This window comes from Paenibacillus sp. FSL K6-2859, assembly GCF_038008265.1.
In the GTDB taxonomy this organism is placed as follows: domain Bacteria; phylum Bacillota; class Bacilli; order Paenibacillales; family Paenibacillaceae; genus Paenibacillus_AQ; species Paenibacillus_AQ nitricinens.
Map to the genome: position 1 here is coordinate 2,445,971 of NZ_JBBOYU010000001.1, position 16,771 is coordinate 2,462,741.

General features: G+C 45.3%; 21 protein-coding genes. 16 read left to right on the top strand and 5 right to left on the bottom strand.

Annotated features, from left to right (window positions below; all coding sequences use genetic code 11):
• Nucleotides 1-23 precede the first annotated feature (23 nt).
• The 5 genes from rpsN (at nt 24) to MHB64_RS10570 (ending at nt 2,207) form a co-directional block, all read left to right on the top strand.
• Complete coding sequence (gene rpsN / locus MHB64_RS10550; RefSeq protein WP_094874382.1) at nt 24-293, top strand: 30S ribosomal protein S14; 270 nt, start codon at nt 24-26, stop codon at nt 291-293.
• Nucleotides 294-479: 186 nt separating this feature from the next.
• Nucleotides 480-917 carry a DUF6157 family protein gene (locus MHB64_RS10555; protein WP_341134376.1) on the top strand — a complete coding sequence of 146 codons (438 nt, stop codon included), beginning with the start codon at nt 480-482 and terminating at the stop codon, nt 915-917.
• Nucleotides 895-1,668 carry a GNAT family N-acetyltransferase gene (locus MHB64_RS10560; protein WP_143812211.1) on the top strand — a complete coding sequence of 258 codons (774 nt, stop codon included), beginning with the start codon at nt 895-897 and terminating at the stop codon, nt 1,666-1,668. The genes MHB64_RS10555 and MHB64_RS10560 overlap by 23 nt, the downstream gene beginning before the upstream one ends.
• Nucleotides 1,669-1,690: 22 nt before the next feature.
• Nucleotides 1,691-1,993 (top strand): hypothetical protein, encoded by a 303-nt coding sequence (locus MHB64_RS10565; protein ID WP_341134377.1) that lies wholly within the window; start codon nt 1,691-1,693, stop codon nt 1,991-1,993.
• A 1-nt stretch (nt 1,994) separates the two neighbouring features.
• Nucleotides 1,995-2,207, top strand: a complete 213-nt coding sequence (locus tag MHB64_RS10570; protein ID WP_341134378.1) for a hypothetical protein — start codon at nt 1,995-1,997, stop codon at nt 2,205-2,207.
• A 269-nt stretch (nt 2,208-2,476) separates the two neighbouring features.
• On the opposite strand, the gene MHB64_RS10575 is transcribed toward MHB64_RS10570, so the two are convergent.
• Both MHB64_RS10575 and MHB64_RS10580 read right to left on the bottom strand, forming a co-directional pair.
• Nucleotides 2,477-3,280, bottom strand: coding sequence for an MBL fold metallo-hydrolase (locus MHB64_RS10575; protein WP_094874386.1), 804 nt, complete (start codon nt 3,278-3,280; stop codon nt 2,477-2,479).
• Nucleotides 3,281-3,426: 146 nt separating this feature from the next.
• A complete protein-coding gene (locus tag MHB64_RS10580) occupies nt 3,427-4,011 on the bottom strand; it encodes a helix-turn-helix domain-containing protein (protein ID WP_094874387.1) in 585 nt (194 codons plus the stop codon).
• A 164-nt stretch (nt 4,012-4,175) separates the two neighbouring features.
• Here MHB64_RS10580 and MHB64_RS10585 point away from each other — a divergent pair, with 164 nt between their 5' ends.
• From MHB64_RS10585 to MHB64_RS10625, 9 genes are all read left to right on the top strand, one after another.
• Entirely contained in the window at nt 4,176-4,463 is a 288-nt protein-coding gene (locus MHB64_RS10585) for a Dabb family protein (protein WP_042126253.1), read from the top strand.
• Nucleotides 4,464-4,673: 210 nt separating this feature from the next.
• Entirely contained in the window at nt 4,674-5,114 is a 441-nt protein-coding gene (locus tag MHB64_RS10590) for a DUF86 domain-containing protein (protein ID WP_042186787.1), read from the top strand.
• Nucleotides 5,115-5,173: 59 nt separating this feature from the next.
• Nucleotides 5,174-5,839 (top strand): helix-turn-helix transcriptional regulator, encoded by a 666-nt coding sequence (locus tag MHB64_RS10595; protein ID WP_094874388.1) that lies wholly within the window; start codon nt 5,174-5,176, stop codon nt 5,837-5,839.
• 100 nt (nt 5,840-5,939) lie between these two features.
• Entirely contained in the window at nt 5,940-6,392 is a 453-nt protein-coding gene (locus MHB64_RS10600; protein WP_094874389.1) for a YtxH domain-containing protein, read from the top strand.
• A 254-nt stretch (nt 6,393-6,646) separates the two neighbouring features.
• Nucleotides 6,647-7,453: a glutamate racemase gene (gene racE / locus MHB64_RS10605; protein ID WP_042193608.1), complete on the top strand. Its 807-nt coding sequence runs from the start codon at nt 6,647-6,649 to the stop codon at nt 7,451-7,453.
• Between the two features lie 212 nt (nt 7,454-7,665).
• Complete coding sequence (locus MHB64_RS10610) at nt 7,666-8,880, top strand: M14 family zinc carboxypeptidase (RefSeq protein ID WP_341134379.1); 1,215 nt, start codon at nt 7,666-7,668, stop codon at nt 8,878-8,880.
• Between the two features lie 104 nt (nt 8,881-8,984).
• Nucleotides 8,985-9,236 carry a hypothetical protein gene (locus tag MHB64_RS10615; RefSeq protein WP_094876156.1) on the top strand — a complete coding sequence of 84 codons (252 nt, stop codon included), beginning with the start codon at nt 8,985-8,987 and terminating at the stop codon, nt 9,234-9,236.
• A 125-nt stretch (nt 9,237-9,361) separates the two neighbouring features.
• Nucleotides 9,362-9,664, top strand: coding sequence for a HesB/IscA family protein (locus MHB64_RS10620; protein ID WP_042126263.1), 303 nt, complete (start codon nt 9,362-9,364; stop codon nt 9,662-9,664).
• 41 nt (nt 9,665-9,705) lie between these two features.
• The gene (locus MHB64_RS10625; protein ID WP_042126265.1) at nt 9,706-9,945 is read left to right on the top strand and encodes a DUF1450 domain-containing protein; all 240 of its coding nucleotides are present in this window, start codon (nt 9,706-9,708) and stop codon (nt 9,943-9,945) included.
• 86 nt (nt 9,946-10,031) lie between these two features.
• Here the strand turns inward: MHB64_RS10625 and MHB64_RS10630 are convergent, their stop codons facing one another.
• Together MHB64_RS10630 and MHB64_RS10635 are read right to left on the bottom strand one after the other, a co-directional pair.
• Nucleotides 10,032-12,002: an LTA synthase family protein gene (locus MHB64_RS10630; protein WP_445671636.1), complete on the bottom strand. Its 1,971-nt coding sequence runs from the start codon at nt 12,000-12,002 to the stop codon at nt 10,032-10,034.
• Between the two features lie 203 nt (nt 12,003-12,205).
• Nucleotides 12,206-13,345, bottom strand: coding sequence for a THUMP domain-containing class I SAM-dependent RNA methyltransferase (locus tag MHB64_RS10635; RefSeq protein ID WP_076283187.1), 1,140 nt, complete (start codon nt 13,343-13,345; stop codon nt 12,206-12,208).
• 198 nt (nt 13,346-13,543) lie between these two features.
• On the opposite strand from MHB64_RS10635, the gene MHB64_RS10640 reads away from it, so the two are divergent.
• Nucleotides 13,544-14,173 (top strand): O-methyltransferase, encoded by a 630-nt coding sequence (locus MHB64_RS10640; RefSeq protein ID WP_341134381.1) that lies wholly within the window; start codon nt 13,544-13,546, stop codon nt 14,171-14,173.
• A gap of 7 nt (nt 14,174-14,180) precedes the next feature.
• Here the strand turns inward: MHB64_RS10640 and MHB64_RS10645 are convergent, their stop codons facing one another.
• Entirely contained in the window at nt 14,181-15,401 is a 1,221-nt protein-coding gene (locus MHB64_RS10645) for an MFS transporter (RefSeq protein ID WP_094874394.1), read from the bottom strand.
• A 278-nt stretch (nt 15,402-15,679) separates the two neighbouring features.
• Between MHB64_RS10645 and hemE the strand changes: the two genes are divergently transcribed.
• A complete protein-coding gene (gene hemE / locus MHB64_RS10650) occupies nt 15,680-16,741 on the top strand; it encodes a uroporphyrinogen decarboxylase (protein ID WP_094874395.1) in 1,062 nt (353 codons plus the stop codon).
• The last annotated feature ends 30 nt before the right edge of the window (nt 16,742-16,771 follow it).

The following is a 16,771-nucleotide window of genomic DNA, read 5'->3' on the forward strand; positions in this document are numbered from 1 at the left end:
TCAGAAGTGGAAGGAGAACCACAATGGCCAAGAAATCAAAAATTGTGAAAGAATTGAAGAGACAGGAGCTAGTGGAAAAATATGCAGCTAAAAGAAAAGAACTAAAAGAAAAAGGAGACTATATGGCCTTGCAAAAGCTGCCGCGTGATTCCTCCCCAACTCGTCAAAAAAATAGATGTCAAGTATCCGGAAGGCCGCGGGGATATTTACGGAAGTTTAATGTTTCCCGGATTGTATTCCGTGAATTGGCGCATAAAGGTCAAATTCCCGGGATCACAAAGTCGAGCTGGTAGAAGTAAGCTTTGCTAATCAGAGAACACTAAGAGAACGGTCAACCCTTCATCATTTAGAAGATTGGCCGTTTTTGTTGTTTTTGTTGCTTCAATTTCATGGACTTCAGAAAATTCGGCTATGCTTAGCATAGGATGATGATTTATCATATAAGGAATATATTTCTATTCCGTATGGAGGCGATGCAAATGAGCTATACCGATACTTTTATTCGTGTAGCAGAGGATTGTCCAGTGGAGACCGGAGTACCTCCGATGTCTTGCCGAACGCTCCCGCCTGCACATGTGATTCAATATGAACTGCTTATGAATGAACCTTACCAATACAACCATGAAGAACTTCTTTATGAGGTTCATGTGCATCATAAACAAATCCCTCTAGAAGATCGAGTGACTCGTAAGGAGGAAATATGGAACGAGCTATTTTCCAGAAACCACCCTTGCCTGCGGGCGTCATTGCTGGCGAAGCGGTTTGGCTGGGGAGTTCATTTTAACAGTGAAGGAAAGATAGCTCTTTACGGTAAAGAATCGCCCGAATACGACTTCTACACCTCCCAAGGAGAGGTAACTACTGTAAAGCTGTTGCTTGCGATGCGCAACAAACGTGCCTCGAAGGGAGAGGGTTGAACTGTATAAATTCATAGAAGAAATCACACTGAATACTTGGCCGGCAGAGCAGAGCGTGCTTCTGAAGGGATGGATTCTACGTACTGCAGCAGGTTATACAAAACGGGCCAATTCGGTCAATCCGTTATATGGGGCAGGGCACTGCACGGCTGATTTAGGCGGTCAAATCAAGCTTGCGGAGCAGTATTATGAACAGGCTGGGCTAAAGCCAGTCTTTAAAATAACTCCCTATACCCAGCCTGCAAACCTTGATGAGAGGCTAGAGGAGCATGGTTACACCATAGTGGAGCCTTCATCAGTAAGATTGCTTGATCTGGAGGACTTAGCGACCCCTGATCTACGATTTACTGTTCAAGTGTCAGAGAGTTTAACTGAAGAATGGTTAAACGTCTTCAGTGAGCTTACCGAACTGACCGATAAGAATCGTGAAACCTTAACCAGAATGTTGTCCGCGTCGCATTTAAGACAAGGTTATGTCCTATTGTATAACAATGGTGCACCTACTGCTTGTGGTCTTGGTGTGATTCAGAACGGTTACATGGGCCTGTATGATATTGTCACTGCTTCTGAATACCGTAGACAGGGGATGGCAGAGCAGTTACTGCTTGCTTTGCTTCACTGGGGGAAATCACAGGGAGCTATGGCCTCTTTCCTGCAAGTGGTACAAGCTAATGCTGGAGCTTCAGCCTTGTATGACAAACTGGGCTTTAAGGAGATTTATCAGTATTGGTATAGGGTGCTGGGAAGCTAGTGTGAGGAGTGGAAGAAAATCTATGTCCGAATATTGGAGTCGAAGATTTGCGCAAGAAGGCATGATCTGGGGGAGTGAACCTAGTCCTACAGCTCAGGCAGCAAGGAATATTTTTCGGCAGCATAATGTGAAGTCAATTCTAGTCCCAGGTTCAGGATATGGACGAAATACGAAGGTATTCTCAGAAGAGTTTAAGACCTTCGGCGTTGAGTTAAGCGTGGAGGCGCTAAAGATGGCGACAGAGTGGGACTCTAGGAGTCATTTTTTTAGGTTCAGTGCTAGACTCTATTTTGGAAGAAAAGGTAGATGCCATCTATTGCTATGACATGCTGCATTTATTTCTCGAAGAGGATCGTAGAAGATTGGTGGCTAATTGTCTGGAACAGTTACAGCCAGATGGATGGCTCTATTTCACCAGCTTTTCCGATGAGGACGCAAATAACGGCTGTGGAGCACTTTTGGAGCCGGGAACCTACGAATATAAAGAAGGGAAATGTGCCCACTTTTTCAGCGATGTGGAATTAAATTTCAATACCTAGAAGTAGAGCAGCTCTTAATTCTCTTCGAAACGTGAGAGGTAGTTGTTTCGCTGATAATGAGGGAAAACCTCCCTGAAATTTAGCAAATATTGCTTGAAATCCATGGTTTTAAGGGAAAAACTCCCTAATAATTCGTTGAATATCCTTTGAATTGGCTATTTCAAGTGAATTAAAGGGAGTTTTTCCCGGATTATGCTTTGAGAGGGATGCTCGCCCGGATAAATAGGGACTTTTTCCCTAATTCTAGTTGAATGATAAAAGCACCTTACTTACACAAACTTTCCTTGACCCGGCAGCGCCATTTCTTTGAAATTTTTGCATAAATGAGCAAGCTGAGTAGATAGTTTTTCACCCTCCATCGGTACCCCATGTCCAGAGAGAACGATATGAGGATTGAGCAGTGCAAGGGTGCGGACCGACTTTTCCGCATCTTCCCAGTCTGTCGTGAAATAAGAGGGAGGGCCATGCACCACCTGATGCTGAGTCGCCACAGCGAATACCGATTCTTGTTTGACCGTAAGGAAAGTGTCACCAGCAATTAGCACCTTATCCTCTGGTCTGAACAGGGAAATATGTCCCGGACTATGCCCAGGAGTATGGACCCATTTCCAGCCGTGTGCTCCAGGGACGGTCCTGTCTTCCGGCAACGGATGGATGGCTGATCCAAGGTCGATGCCATGATGGGAGAATAATGAGGACACCATACTCATCAGCCCGCCGCCTACGGCCGGATCGGCTGGCGGATAATCCGCTTTACCTGTTAAATAAGGAAGCTCTAGTGGATGAGCATACACGGGTACATTCCATTCCTCAATAAGCTTTTTCACACCCCCGATATGATCAAAATGCCCATGCGTCAAGACAATTGCCACCGGAGGCTTCTCAAACTTCTCCTTAGCAAAATCAATAATATGGTCTGTGTATGAGCTTAGCCCCGTATCTACAATGATCCAGTCCGAATGGGGCTGGCCGATGAATGCGCAATTTACGAACATGGTTCGCAGTCCGATGACACCAGGGGCCACGTCCCAAGTATCGGTGTAGCCTTCAGATAGTATTCCGTCAAGTCTCATCTTACGCCTCCTGTTCCGTTCTTAGTTCTGTACGTGGTACCTAAGCAGTAGTATGACCTTTTTCCGAGAAAAAAATATGGCAAAAAACCCTTTTCATGAATTCATGAAAAAGGGTTGGCATTGCACTTATAAACGAAGTGATCACATTAGAGCGTTCCGCAGTCTGCAAATAGAATATGGCGTGGAATCCGGAAGAAGGCTTCGGCTTTTTCCTGCAGAGCAGGGGTAGGCAGATGGCTGCTGTGCAACCATTTTCGAAACGTTCCGGGATGAACGCCTATCCAAATACTTACATCGGTAACGGAAAAATCGTAAACCATACAGAGACCGGTCAGAATCACATTGCTACGTGGAGAACTGGTAATACTTCTTTTCATAAATCGCGAAGGTGTTGGTTGACATACAATTGGACTTTGACGAATCAGTGCTTCATTAAACAAAATGTGGGGCGGGTACCCGAGTAGGCGGCAGGTCTTGTCAATGTTATTGTTGGAAGGGATACGACCTTCGTATACCCAGGCACTTACGCTGCGAGAGGATATACCCAGATCTTCTGCGAGTTTTGAAAGTTTGATATCCTTAGCCATCAATACAGCAAGTAACACACGGTTTCTAATCTGGCTACGCTTTGGACGGCGGAATCTTTTTACACGAACGCCTTGTCCAAGATATTTGCGGTTGATCAGAGACCACGCCTGGATATTATGAGTTTCTTGTTGGTTACTAGGCATAATTCCTCCGATTTTTTAAAAATATACTACAACACTTTCCTGTACATCGGCAATGGTTAATGCTGCTATTTCTGTAATCACCTTTTAAGTTTCTTTCAGAACACGTAAGCTTATGATATATTTTTAATATCTAATTACAATATTACAACAGGGAGCGAGTTAGAATGATCAAGCATATTGTGTTTTTTAAATTGAAGGACCGGTCCGAAGAAAGCGTTGCGGCAACGGTAGCCGTACTGCGAAATATGGAAGGTAAAATTCCGCAGCTCCTTTCGATTGAAGTGGGTGCTGATATCATTCATTCTGATCGATCCTTTGATATTGCTCTAGTTACGGTGGTAGCTTCTCTAGATGATTTACAGGCTTATCAGGTTCATCCGGCGCACAAGGAAGTTATAGCTCATATTAATGAGGTTAAAGAACTTTCAATTGCTGTGGATTACGTAATTTAAGCGGTCTACTGATTAACAAGCATCATCATTTTATACCGGAAGCGGTGACAGGAATGCGTGAGCTCGAGTATCCGATGGAAGCGTTAACTTATTTGGTAGTTTTTCTTGCGGCATGTTTCATTATGTTCTTCTGGCTGAAACGCCGCGGCAAACGCGGTAAGTAGGGATAATGCAGATTTCTCTAACTATTTTTGACATGGGGGTATTGCTGTGTATTATGTCAACCGCAAACAAATCGAAACCATTCTTGCTCAAATCCCAGATATAACGACGGGTCTTCGGACTGTAACAGCTTCATGGGATGGCAATACTTTAACCGGACTAATACAAGAACGCTGCCTTCATCTGGCGATAGAGGTGGTTACGGACGTTGGTAGTTGTCTGATTGACGGTTTTATTATGCGCGATGCTGGAAGTTATGAGGATATCATTTCAATCATACATGAAGAAAAAGTGCTAGGTAAAAGTGAGATCTACGAGCGTTTGATAGAGCTTGTCGCACTTCGTAAGCCGCTCGTGCAGGATTATTTTGCCTGGGAAAGAGAAGCGCTGCACCCGCTCACACCAATCCTTTCAGAGGTGCTAGAGAAGTTTGCTGTTGAAGTAGGGAATTATTTGGATCAGGAACTTGGGTCCGGTGTAACGCTATAATAGCATAAGATAGAATCATATAAAATAGGCGGTAGCCGTGAAAGAGAGGGGGTTCCTTTATGATGAAGATGGGGCAGGAAAATGGATCGACAAGGCACTTGATTATGACGCTCCTGAAGACGAAAGGACCACTGACCATCGGCGCGCTGGCAGAAGAATTGGGAATTACAGAGATGGGTGTCCGTCGCCATGTGCTTCAGCTGGAGCAGGAGGGACTTGCTAAGACAAAAGTGGTTCGGCAAGCGATGGGGCGGCCTTTACATATGTATTCTTTAACAGAGAAGTCCGAAGAGTATTTTCCAAAAAGTTATCACAATCTGGCTTTGGAGCTTCTGCGTGAATTGGATTATGGCAGTGGATTGGATGCTGTTAATACATTGTTTGAGGGACGCCGTCGCCGGATGCTCACACAGTATGCACCAATGATGGAACGCCGGAGTTTGGAAGAACGAGTAGCTGAGTTATCGTCGATCCAAAACGCCGGTGGATATATGGCAGAGTGGAACCGTGAAGAGGATGGTTCGTTTGTCATAAGAGAATACAACTGCCCGATTCGCCAGGTGGCTACTCAGTATCGTAAAGCTTGTCAATGCGAGCATAGCCTATTTGAGGAATTGCTGGATGCTAAGGTTACACGAAGTGAATGTATGGCAGAAGGCGGACAATGCTGCCGATACGCAATTGCACCCAAAAATGTAACAGACAAAACTTCTGAAAAGTCGTAATAATTAGTCACAAGACAAACTCCTGCTGCTTATGATATAGCAGATATAGGCATTAGCCCGGTAGAGCGGGGAGCAATGAATTTAAAGGAGAGATGAAACGATGAAAAAGGACACTAAAGGTTTGTTATGGGGAGCTTTAGTCGGAAGTGTGGTTGGATCAGTGACAGCACTTCTGTTCGCGCCTAAGCCAGGTAAAGAGCTGCGCAAGGATATTGCGGAAGGAACAGCTGCCGGCATTGAAAAGGTACAGGGAATTGCCGTGCAGGCTGGAGACAAGAGCGTTGAGCTGTACGACAAAGCTAAGGATTCTATAGGTCATGTAGTCCATGAGGTTCGCGAATGGAGCAAATCATGTTCGAATGCTGTAGAAGAAGATACTGCTACTGTAGCAGTAAGTGGAATTGCTACGGAAGAAACGATTCAAGAGGCTGCGGCTACTTTGGAAGAGGTAACGGAGTTAGAGGTTTTACCTGTTAGTGATGAAGTAAGCAGTGAAGAAGCTAGCCTTGAAGAAGCTCAAACAGATGACAAGGACAATAACGAAATCGCATAATGAAACAGTGGATGGAGTGTTTGGTTTTACGGTCAAAAAGTACTTATTCTCTTTTAATAGAGCCGCTTTTTCGCATTGGGCGGAGAGTGGCTTTTTTATTTCATTTTTAAGGACCTGTGAAATAATGTAAAAAGTCTTGTCTTGAACAAAGAGTCCAAAAGGAGTATTATCTGCAATTGGGGCTGAAAGTCAGGTACATTTTGTTTTCGGCTTACATAAGCTACACAAAACAAGTAGAAGGAAGCGGTGTGTTCGTGCAGCAAGCTATTGCAATATTAGACTCAGGTGTGGGAGGGCTAACAGTTGTCAAAGAAGTGATGAGGCAACTCCCGCGGGAGAAGATCATTTATTTCGGAGATACGGCCCGAGCTCCGTACGGACCCCGTTCGACCGAGGAAGTAACATTGTTTACAGAACAAATTGTAGATTATTTGATCCAGTTTAATCCTAAAATGATTGTTATCGCTTGTAATACCGCAACAGCTGCGGCACTCGATTATATCTCAGCCAAGGTCTCTATTCCTGTCATTGGGGTGATTCATCCCGGAGCCCGTGCTGCAATTAGCGCGACTAAAAGCGGACATGTCGGCGTGATCGGTACAATAGGAACCATCGGCAGCGGGGCTTATACTAATGCACTAAAGCAGCTGTCTCCTTTTGTTGAGGTAGTAAGTCAAGCCTGCCCAGCGCTTGTCCCACTCGTTGAGCAAGGTATGTTCCGCTCAGAGAAAAGTTATGAAATTGTAGAGCAGGCATTGGAAGGCATTAAAGATAATAACATCGATACTTTAATTTTAGGATGCACTCATTATCCATTTCTTGTTGAGCCTATTGGTGAGACCATGGGACCGGGAGTCAAACTGATCAGTTCCGCAGATGAGACAGCTCGTGAGATCAGTACGATTTTATACGATAAAGGCAAGCTGTCCATCGGGGATGAAAGTCCAATTCATCAGTTCTTCTGCAGTGGGGATGCTGAAATGTTTCAGCGAATTGCCCGTGACTGGCTTGGAGAACAAATTAAACGCACCCCAGTAGTATGGCAAGTATCCACGTTATAAGCAGAGCAATGTTGAATTGAATAGGGACAAACTCTACGGAGTGTAAGATAAAATAGGCTGGGAAGCATAATTCCCAGCCTATTTTATCTTCTTGTGATTCATTTCTCCTTCATGCAAGGTAGTGGCTCTTGCATACAATAGAGTTAAGTGCTGTTTGCTGCTATTTTTGTATCCGCCGTATCAGCAATTTAAGGCCGAGAGGATGAGACCTAATGCGACAATATATTGCAAGCAGGGGAGATACCGTAAGCCGAATTGCCGCCCTGCATGGATTAACCCCTGAGCATGTCATTCAAGGCAATCCATGGGTTGGGAGACAGTCTTATTTATATCCGGGTCAGGTTTTATTTCTGCCGTCTTCGCCACGTAAAAGATATGCGGTGCAGGAAGGGGACGACCTTGAACGTATAACGTCATTATTCAATGTGAGTTTAGATGATTTGGAGAAGCTTAATCCAGGTGTGTCCTCAGGGCGTTTCTGTACACCGGGAAAAGTGCTCGTCATTCCACCTCCGATTCCAGAGCGAGTGGTATTCTTACGTGGAGAGTACGGTCCGGTTGATGTTGAGAAGGACATCAGCAGTCTGATTGCACAATATCCTTTTATACAAGCACATCCAATTGGCAACAGTGTGCTCGGCAAGCCAATTCATGTGCTTAAAATAGGCAAGGGAACCCGTCATTTGCATGTTAATGCGGCTCTACATGCTAATGAATGGCTGACCTCGCCTTGCCTGATGTCGTTCATAGAAGAGTATGCGGCAGCTTATGTTAAAGGTTTGGCATGGAATGGTCATTGTCCAGAGGAATGGTACAATAATTGGACCCTATGGGCTGTACCCATGGCTAACCCTGACGGTGTGGAGTTAGTGCAGGAGGGCGTTTTACCAGGCCACCCTTATTATGAGGACCTTATGATATGGAACGGGGGACGGCGGAGTTTTCGCCATTGGAAGGCCAATATACGCGGTGTGGATCTCGGGGATCAGTTCCCTGCCCATTGGGAAGAGGAACGGGAACGCCGTGGTGTAATCGGGCCCTCTCCGCGTGATTACAGTGGTCCTGAGGCGTTAAGTGAACCTGAGGCAGCCGCTCTAGCGGTACTTGCTGAGAACGCGCCCGGAGAAGCTGCAGTGTCTTTGCATAGCCAAGGAGGAGAGATCTACTGGAATTACCGGGGATATGAGCCGCCCGAAAGCCGCGAATTAGCAACACGGTTGGCGGCTGCGAGTAGCTATCGTGCAGTCGAATTAACGGGCAGCGATGCCGGATATAAGGATTGGTTTATCCAAACCTTTCGCAAACCAGGATTTACTGTAGAGCTGGGGATCGGCAAAAATCCGTTGCCACTGGCAGATTTTGAGGATATGGCGTTAGAAACAGGTCTGATTTTGGGAACGATACTATCCAATGTGAAAAAATTATGAAACAATTACAGTAAACTTGCGTAACATAAACCATAGGGTATGGCCGCTGTCGTCACTACACGTTATCCGCGGCTGTATCCTTTTTACTTGGGAGGAGAGCCACTATGAAACTGAAAAAACTGCTGTCACTGAAACAATGGTCTACTATCTTCAGTAGTTCCTGGCGATATGTGATCTCCCCAAAAGTCGCAATAGGGGACAAGCTTTTATTCACAATCCCAGTGCTGCTCTATTGGGTGTTGCCGGATTTCATGCCTTTTTTACCGATCGATGATATTGGTGTGACAATGCTCCTTATGGGCTGGTTCGTGTCACGGATGGGACGGAAATACCCGGCACTTCAGGCCGGAAACTAAGGCAGTGAAGTGAGATTTAGCTCGGATTGTGTATCTAATTTGTTAATATAGTTGCTTTTAGATATCATTTACCTTTAAAATAGGTAATTGAGTATTTAATTTAAGTACTAGGAGATGGATGATAGATGAAGGTCAAAATTACCCGCAATGCGGCTAAAGTGATAAAGAAACAAATGGAACTTGAAGGAAACAGCGAGCTGAAGCTTCGCGTAGCGATTACGCATGCTCACGGTGATCATGCTCACTACGGATTGGATTTGGACACGCCTAATGAGAATGATGTTGTAGTCTCGACAGATAAAGAAATCGATGTTATTCTTGATCCGAATCAACCGCTCCTTGATGGTGTGGTCGTTGATTATTTATATCTTCCTGAAGAAGGTTTTGTTATTACTAATCCATCTAAAGGTAATCACGGCGATCACTAAACGTTTCGCCTTAAATTTGGGACATAAAGAAGGGTTGCTCCATGGCTAACGATATACAAGTGTGCGATGAATGTAATTTTATGAAATTGAAAAGTATCATACCCAAACTGCAAAAGATGGCGCCTGATGCAGAGATCAAGGTCGGCTGTAAGTCGTACTGCGGTCCATGTGGCAAACGGGCCTTTGTATATGTTAATGGTCGTTATGTGAGTGCTCCAACAGAGGAAGAAGTGTTGAAGAAGGTAGAAGCTTTTATCAAGCAACCGGCCGTTCAGAAATAATGCAGAGGTCTTATCCATCAACTTAAAAAGCCCTAAACCCGTTCTGATGACGGAGTCTAGGGCTTTTTGTTTATAAAATCAAATATTTATGGTGCGGATTCTTCTTTTCGGAGCATCTTGATGCCATCGTATTTCATGATATCGTCTGAGATTTGCAGTCTTTGCTTGCTTGTCTCGAACCCGGTGCTACAACCCGCAACGTCTATAGCTTCGCGGCTGTCAAGGCTATAACAGGTGCCGTTGTTGAATTGTCCATTTTCACTTGGTAGATAGGATCTCTTCGCATTAGCAAAGGCACCGGTTCGCAGTGTCACAAGTCGCTCTTTGCCGCTGAACAGATTATTACCCATAAGATAATAAGGATCTTGTGAGATCCCCAGCAGATGGAGTAAGGAAGGTGTGAGATCCAATTGACCAGCCGGATTAGAATCAAGCACCGAGGTGTTATTACCCGGCAGATGAATGAGCAATGGAACTTGATGCATAATTTGATGCATGTCGAGTTTGCTTAAGCTTTTACCAAGAAATTGTTCGTAATAAGAGGTGTCTTGGATTGAGTTATCATGATCACCATAAAAGGCAAGGATCGTGTTATCCCACAACTCACGCTGCTTCATATCACTCACCAATTCACCTAGAGCTTCATCTGTATAATGAACAGCCTGCAAATAATCTCCGAAGATGGTACCTTTAAACTCCCCGGTATCAAGCCCTTGTTTAGCCGCAGGGAGAGAATATGGGTGATGACTAGATAGTGTAGTCAAAAAAGAGTAAAAGGGCTTCTGGATCGATTCTGCAGAATCCATAATATTTAGGGACTGCCGCAGGAATGATTTATCTCCCAATGACCAGCCTAGAGGCTCGTCGATCTTAAAGTCTTTTTTGCTATAAAAATGGTCATATCCCATCGCCTTATACATAATCTGCCGATTCCAGAAGCTTCCTTCATACGCATGGAAGGCATTGGTGCTATAGCCCTTGGACTTCAAAATGGCAGGTAACGTGTCGAATTGATGATCCGGGTAACGGACAAATACTGAGCCGGAGACCAGCGGATACATTGAACCATTCGAGGCGAAATCGGCATCGGAGGTTCGTCCTTGTGAGGTCTGATGATAGTAATTACTGAAGTAGGTATTCTCTTTGATTAGAGCGTTCAAATTAGGTGTGACCTCTTGTCCATTGATCGAACGTCCCACTACAAAATTCATAAAAGCTTCGGCCTGAATAACAACGATGTTGCTTCCGCTGTATTTTCCAAAGCTGTCGTTAAGAGCACTTTGCTCAGCATTGTGTTCATTGAACCAGAGCTTCATGGAGCTGGCTTCCTTTTGTGAAAGCTCAGGCTGCGGGCCTAAATGATCTTTGGTATACAAGTAAATATCATAACCATGAAATCCAATGAGTCCAGTAACGTTATACATCGCCAAGCTCCACCAATTACCAGTGAATAAACCCTTGGCCCACGTAGTGGCGTAAGAGTGGATAGGACCAAAGGTCAGAATGCAGCCTAATAGTAATGCAACGACTCCGTTAACGCTCTGTTTTAGTCCTCTCATTAAGCGTGAAGAGGGACGGAAATGACTTGTACGAGCATAATAGGATGGCTGTTTATTATTATAGGTAGGCGTGTTCCGACGGAATAACACCACGCAAATGGTGTAAACCAGAAATATCAGCCAATCCGCGAACAAGTAGAGATCAGAGGGACGGAGTAGTGCAAAGATACTTCCGCCAAGTGCATCCATCTGTCCGGCTTGAAAAAGAACAGGAACGGTGATGAAATCCTGAAAGTAGCGATAGTAGACAATATCAGAATAAATAAGTAATGTCAGGAGCACGTTTATGATTATCAGGGCTATGGTCTGTCCACGTCGGGGGAGCCATAACACCCAAAATGATAACAGCATAACTGAACCGATAGCAATTAGCTTATCGAGACGGTTCATATCAATATTAGGGGCATGCAGGCCGCTGTGAAGAAACATTAGCTTAGCGAGCATAAGGACAAGAAAAAGGATGTAACCAATATAACGGGAGCGGACAATAGTGATCATTCTATCCGTTATCGATGAGCTGCTCCTACTAAATAGATCTCGTGACACGTTAAAGCCTCCTAGCGCAGAAGTTGAGTATGTAAGAAGAAACGGACACCGTCCTCAATCGAGGGAGATGTCCGTTCTTATATTTCTCGCATAAACGCTTACCATCCTTATAAGGACGCCGAAGGCGTTCATGCTTGGCGTAATTGTCTTCCGAATTATTTCGGATTTCTAGGTGGAAGTGGACCCAAGTATTGATAATATTGACACTCAATACGTCCGTTATACAACTTGCGACGCTTGTCCGCTTTACGGCCGTAATATTGTTCGAATTCCTTATAGGGACTAATCGCGAAGAATGACCAAGTCGGTAGATACAGCATCATTTCACCAAACTGGCGAGTCAGCTTCTCCACCTCTTTATCATTACTGATCCGTTCACCATATGGCGGGTTGGTAATGATACAGCCATATTCGCCTTGGGGTCTTGCTTTGGCGGCAGCCATCACGGTGAAGGTGATTTCTCCGGACAGGCCGGCGCTTTTAGCAGCGGCTTCAGCAATTTCTATAGCAGCAGGATCGATATCCGTGCCGGTTAGCTGCAACGGATAATCATCTCGCACGGCATCGAAAGCTTCTTCGCGAGCTTCTTCCCACAGATACTTAGGAATGACTGGCCAATGTTCTGAAGGGAAGGAACGACGTAGTCCCGGTGCGATGTTCCAAGCGATCATCGCGGCTTCGATCAACAATGTTCCCGAACCACAACATGGATCATATAGCGGCCGGTGGCCATTCCAGCGGCTAAGCTGGATTAAAGCGGCGGCCATCGTTTCCTTCAGTGGCGCTTCTGTAGCTTGTCTGCGGTATCCACGTTTGTGAAGAGCGGGTCCGGTGGTGTCTAGCGTAATAAGCGCGATATCATTTAACAGTATCACTTCGATCACATATCGAGGTCCGTTCTCTGGGAACCAGTCCGTATGATAGGAGAGCTTCAGCTTCTCGACGATAGCTTTTTTGACAATCCCTTGGGAAGCGGGTACACTCGTTAGTTGTGATTTATGGGATCGTCCTTCAACCGGAAATTCTCCATTCTCGGGAATCCAGTCTTCCCAAGGCAGCGCTTTAACACCCTCAAATAACTCATCGAAGGTTTTAGCGGGGAATTGACCCATTTTTACTAATACGCGGTCGGATGTACGCAGCCATAAATTACAGCGACAGATGTCGATATAATCACCACTGAACAATACACGACCGTTCTCGACCGTGGTCTCATAACCCAGTTCGTTTAATTCGCGCGCTACTACAGCTTCTAGTCCCATGGGGGCAGTAGCGATTAATTGTAATTTGCTCAAATACTCTCAACTCCGTTTAACTTGTAGATAAATACAAAAAGCCAGTACAATAAGAAAAGCCAGTACCATAAGAAAAGCATCCATACAAGTATAGGGGAATGCGGGACACTTCACAATGCCCGGCATTCCATAAATCATAAAATCTTCCCCGTCATCCCTTCATTCGAGAAAACGGGGGGTCATCAAAGGAGAAACTTTATGCTTACACAAGAAGAATACAGTGAACAACTTTATACCGAGGATGAAATCCTGCTTCAGGTAAAAGAAGCTATCGTCCAATCGGGTATGCCGGAGGTGTCTGTCGAGCCGGGGTACGGAAGACTGCTCACTATGCTTGTTAGACTGTCCCGCTCCACGCGTATTTTGGAAATTGGTGCACTTGGCGGCTACAGCGGGATTTGCTTATCTCGCGGCTTCACTGAAGGTGGCACGCTGACTTCGCTAGAGCTGAGGGCCGATTATGCCGAGCTTGCTCGCCGTAATTTAGAACTGGCCGGATTCGGGGATTCTACGGAATATAGAATAGGACCCGCTATGGACAGCCTGAAGGCACTGGACGTAGAGGGAGCTAAGTTCGATTTCTTCTTTATCGACGCAGACAAGATTAACTATACCAATTACTTGGAATATGCCATCAAGATGGCTAATCCAGGAGCGATCATTGCTGGTGATAATATCTTTCTCCGCGGACGGACGCTAAATACAGATCGAAATGGACCTGCCATTCTGGCTGTACGGCATTTCAATGAAATGATCGCCACCGATGACCGTCTGATCAGCACTTGTCTGCCAGCCTATGATGGACTGGCGTTGGCAATGGTGAAATAGCAGAAGATTAGCGAAATAGCCGTGGCGGAGTAGCTTTGTATAGCTTAACCCGGACCCATACGGTGTTTAACAGCAACAAGCTTCCGGAGATGATAAACAGTCCCTCAATACCAATATAACCAGATAGAAAGCCGCCTATGATAGCTCCTAGCATATTGCCCAGTGACAATGTGCTGCCGTTGAAGCCGAATGCGCGGCTTTCTTTCCCGTCAGGGGTATAAGACCGGATAAGCGCATTAACGCTGGGCAATAGGCCGCCCATAAAAATCCCCATGAGAAAGCGGACAATGATTAGCTGCCAAACGCTAGTAACGAATGCCTGCGGAATTAGGAATAGTGAAGCCCCGATTAAGGCGTAGGTCAGAATGCGATGTGCGCCGACTTTGTCACTCAGCTTGCCGAGCAAGGGGGAAGCCATCATGTTTGAGATCCCTGTAACTGCGCTGACCATTCCTGCTAAAAAGGCTATATTCTCAGCAGGGCCATTTAACTTTTCAACATAAAGCGGCAACAAGGCCATGGGGCTGATCATTGCAAATTGCAGCAAAAAGGTTACACCAAACAGTGCCGGGAGCTGAGGGATTTTGATCAATTCCTTCAAGCCCTCCATTACTGATACCTGCGGCTCTTGTGCCGCTTCTGCACGATCAAATTTCTCTTTAACGAGAAATAATGCCAGCAGAGAGGCGATAAAGAGCAAGGCGCCAACGACATAAAAGATCGGACGAAATCCGATTAAATCAGCAAGAAAACCACCAATAAGTGGTCCAAGGATGGTACCTGCAACAGAACCCGACTGCATCAGCCCCATCGAAAATCCCATGCGTGCTTTGGGAGTAGTACCCGAAACGAGGGCGATGGAAGCGGGATTGAAGCCGGAGATTGTACCGTTTAGCAGTCGCAGTAAGAGCAGCTGCATAGGGGATTGTGCGAAACCCATTAACACCATAACGATAGCCATGCCAAAGCTGGAGCGCAGGAGCATGATTTTACGCCCATATTTGTCAGCGAGTTTCCCCCATAGTGGCTGGAAAATGAATGAAGTTAAAAAATTTGCGGCAAAAATAAGGCCCGCCCAAATTCCAATTTCATGCTCACCCTGAACTCCAAGATCCTTAGCAAGATACAAGGTCAGGAACGGTGTAATCATCGTCATTCCGGCATTTACCAAGAATTGTCCGAACCAAAGCACTAAGAGGTTGACCTTCCATGTCTCCCATTTCTTCAAAGTGCTTTCACTTCCTTTCAAAGAATTTCAGAAAATACATGATTCACAGAAAAATAGACATTTTATCAGTATATCATTTTTTAAGCTTCAAAAGTGCAATACATGTCATAGTAATGTCATAGGATTGTCATTCCACGATCTTCGTTTTGCTTGTTACAACCTTTTAAAAAGGGCATAATAGTAAGTATGCCGATCAAGCATAAACGCCATCGGCGTTCTTATTAGGACGGTAAGCGTTTATTTTAAAAAATCCTATAAAATATAATGGAGATCTTATCATGACCTACAACGACACTTTTATCCGCGCCTGCAGAAAGCAGGAGACGGAGCACGTTCCCGTATGGTACATGCGGCAGGCCGGCCGTTATGATCCCGAGTACCGTAAAATCAAGGAAAAGTACACATTGCTTGAAATCTGCAAACAGCCTGAGTTGGCGGCTGAAGTAACCTTGATGCCTGTGCGCAAGCTAGGTGTGGACGCGGCTATTTTGTATTCAGACATTATGAATCCGGTCGCTTCTATCGGTGTGAAATTTGATATCGTCAAGGATATTGGCCCTGTGATCGAGAATCCGATTCGCTCTGCAGCAGATGTCGAGAGACTGAAGCCCATTGATGTTGAAGGCGATCTCGGACATATTTTGGAGACAATTGCAATTCTGGATAAGGAGCTGGACGTGCCCTTGATTACTTTCGCAGGCGCACCGTTCACCATTGCCAGCTATCTGATCGAAGGCAGACCTTCCAAAGGATATATTCGTACTAAAGAGCTAATGTACAGTGAACCCCGTGTCTGGGAAATGCTGATGGACAAGCTCGGCGATATGATTATCGCTTACCTCCGCAGTCACGTGCGTAGTGGTGGAAAAGCGTTTCAATTGTTCGACAGCTGGGTCGGTGCCCTTGCGCCACGCGATTTTGAAAAGTATGTGTTACCGACGGTTTCTCGTATTTTTTCCGAATTATCCGATCTTGATGTACCGAAAATATACTTTCCTGGTGTGAGCTCTGGCGAATTGCTACCTAGTCTTACGAAGCTTCAAGCGGATGTAATCGGGGTGGACTGGCGTGTGAGCTTATCCGAAGGTCGACGCAGAACAGGTGGGAAATTTGCGATTCAAGGCAACCTGGACCCGTATTTACTTACAGCGCCGATGGACGTCTTGAAGGAGCACGCGAAAGAGCTAATTGATGAAGGGGTACAAGAGCCGGGATATATCTTCAATCTGGGTCATGGCTTATTCCCGGAGGCTTCCTTAGAGAAGCTTAGAGAATTAACGGAATATATTCACGAATATTCACAGGAAGTATTGAAAGAATCAGCCAAACTGCGTTCTTAAAAATAGCCCATTAAATCTATAAGGGGATGG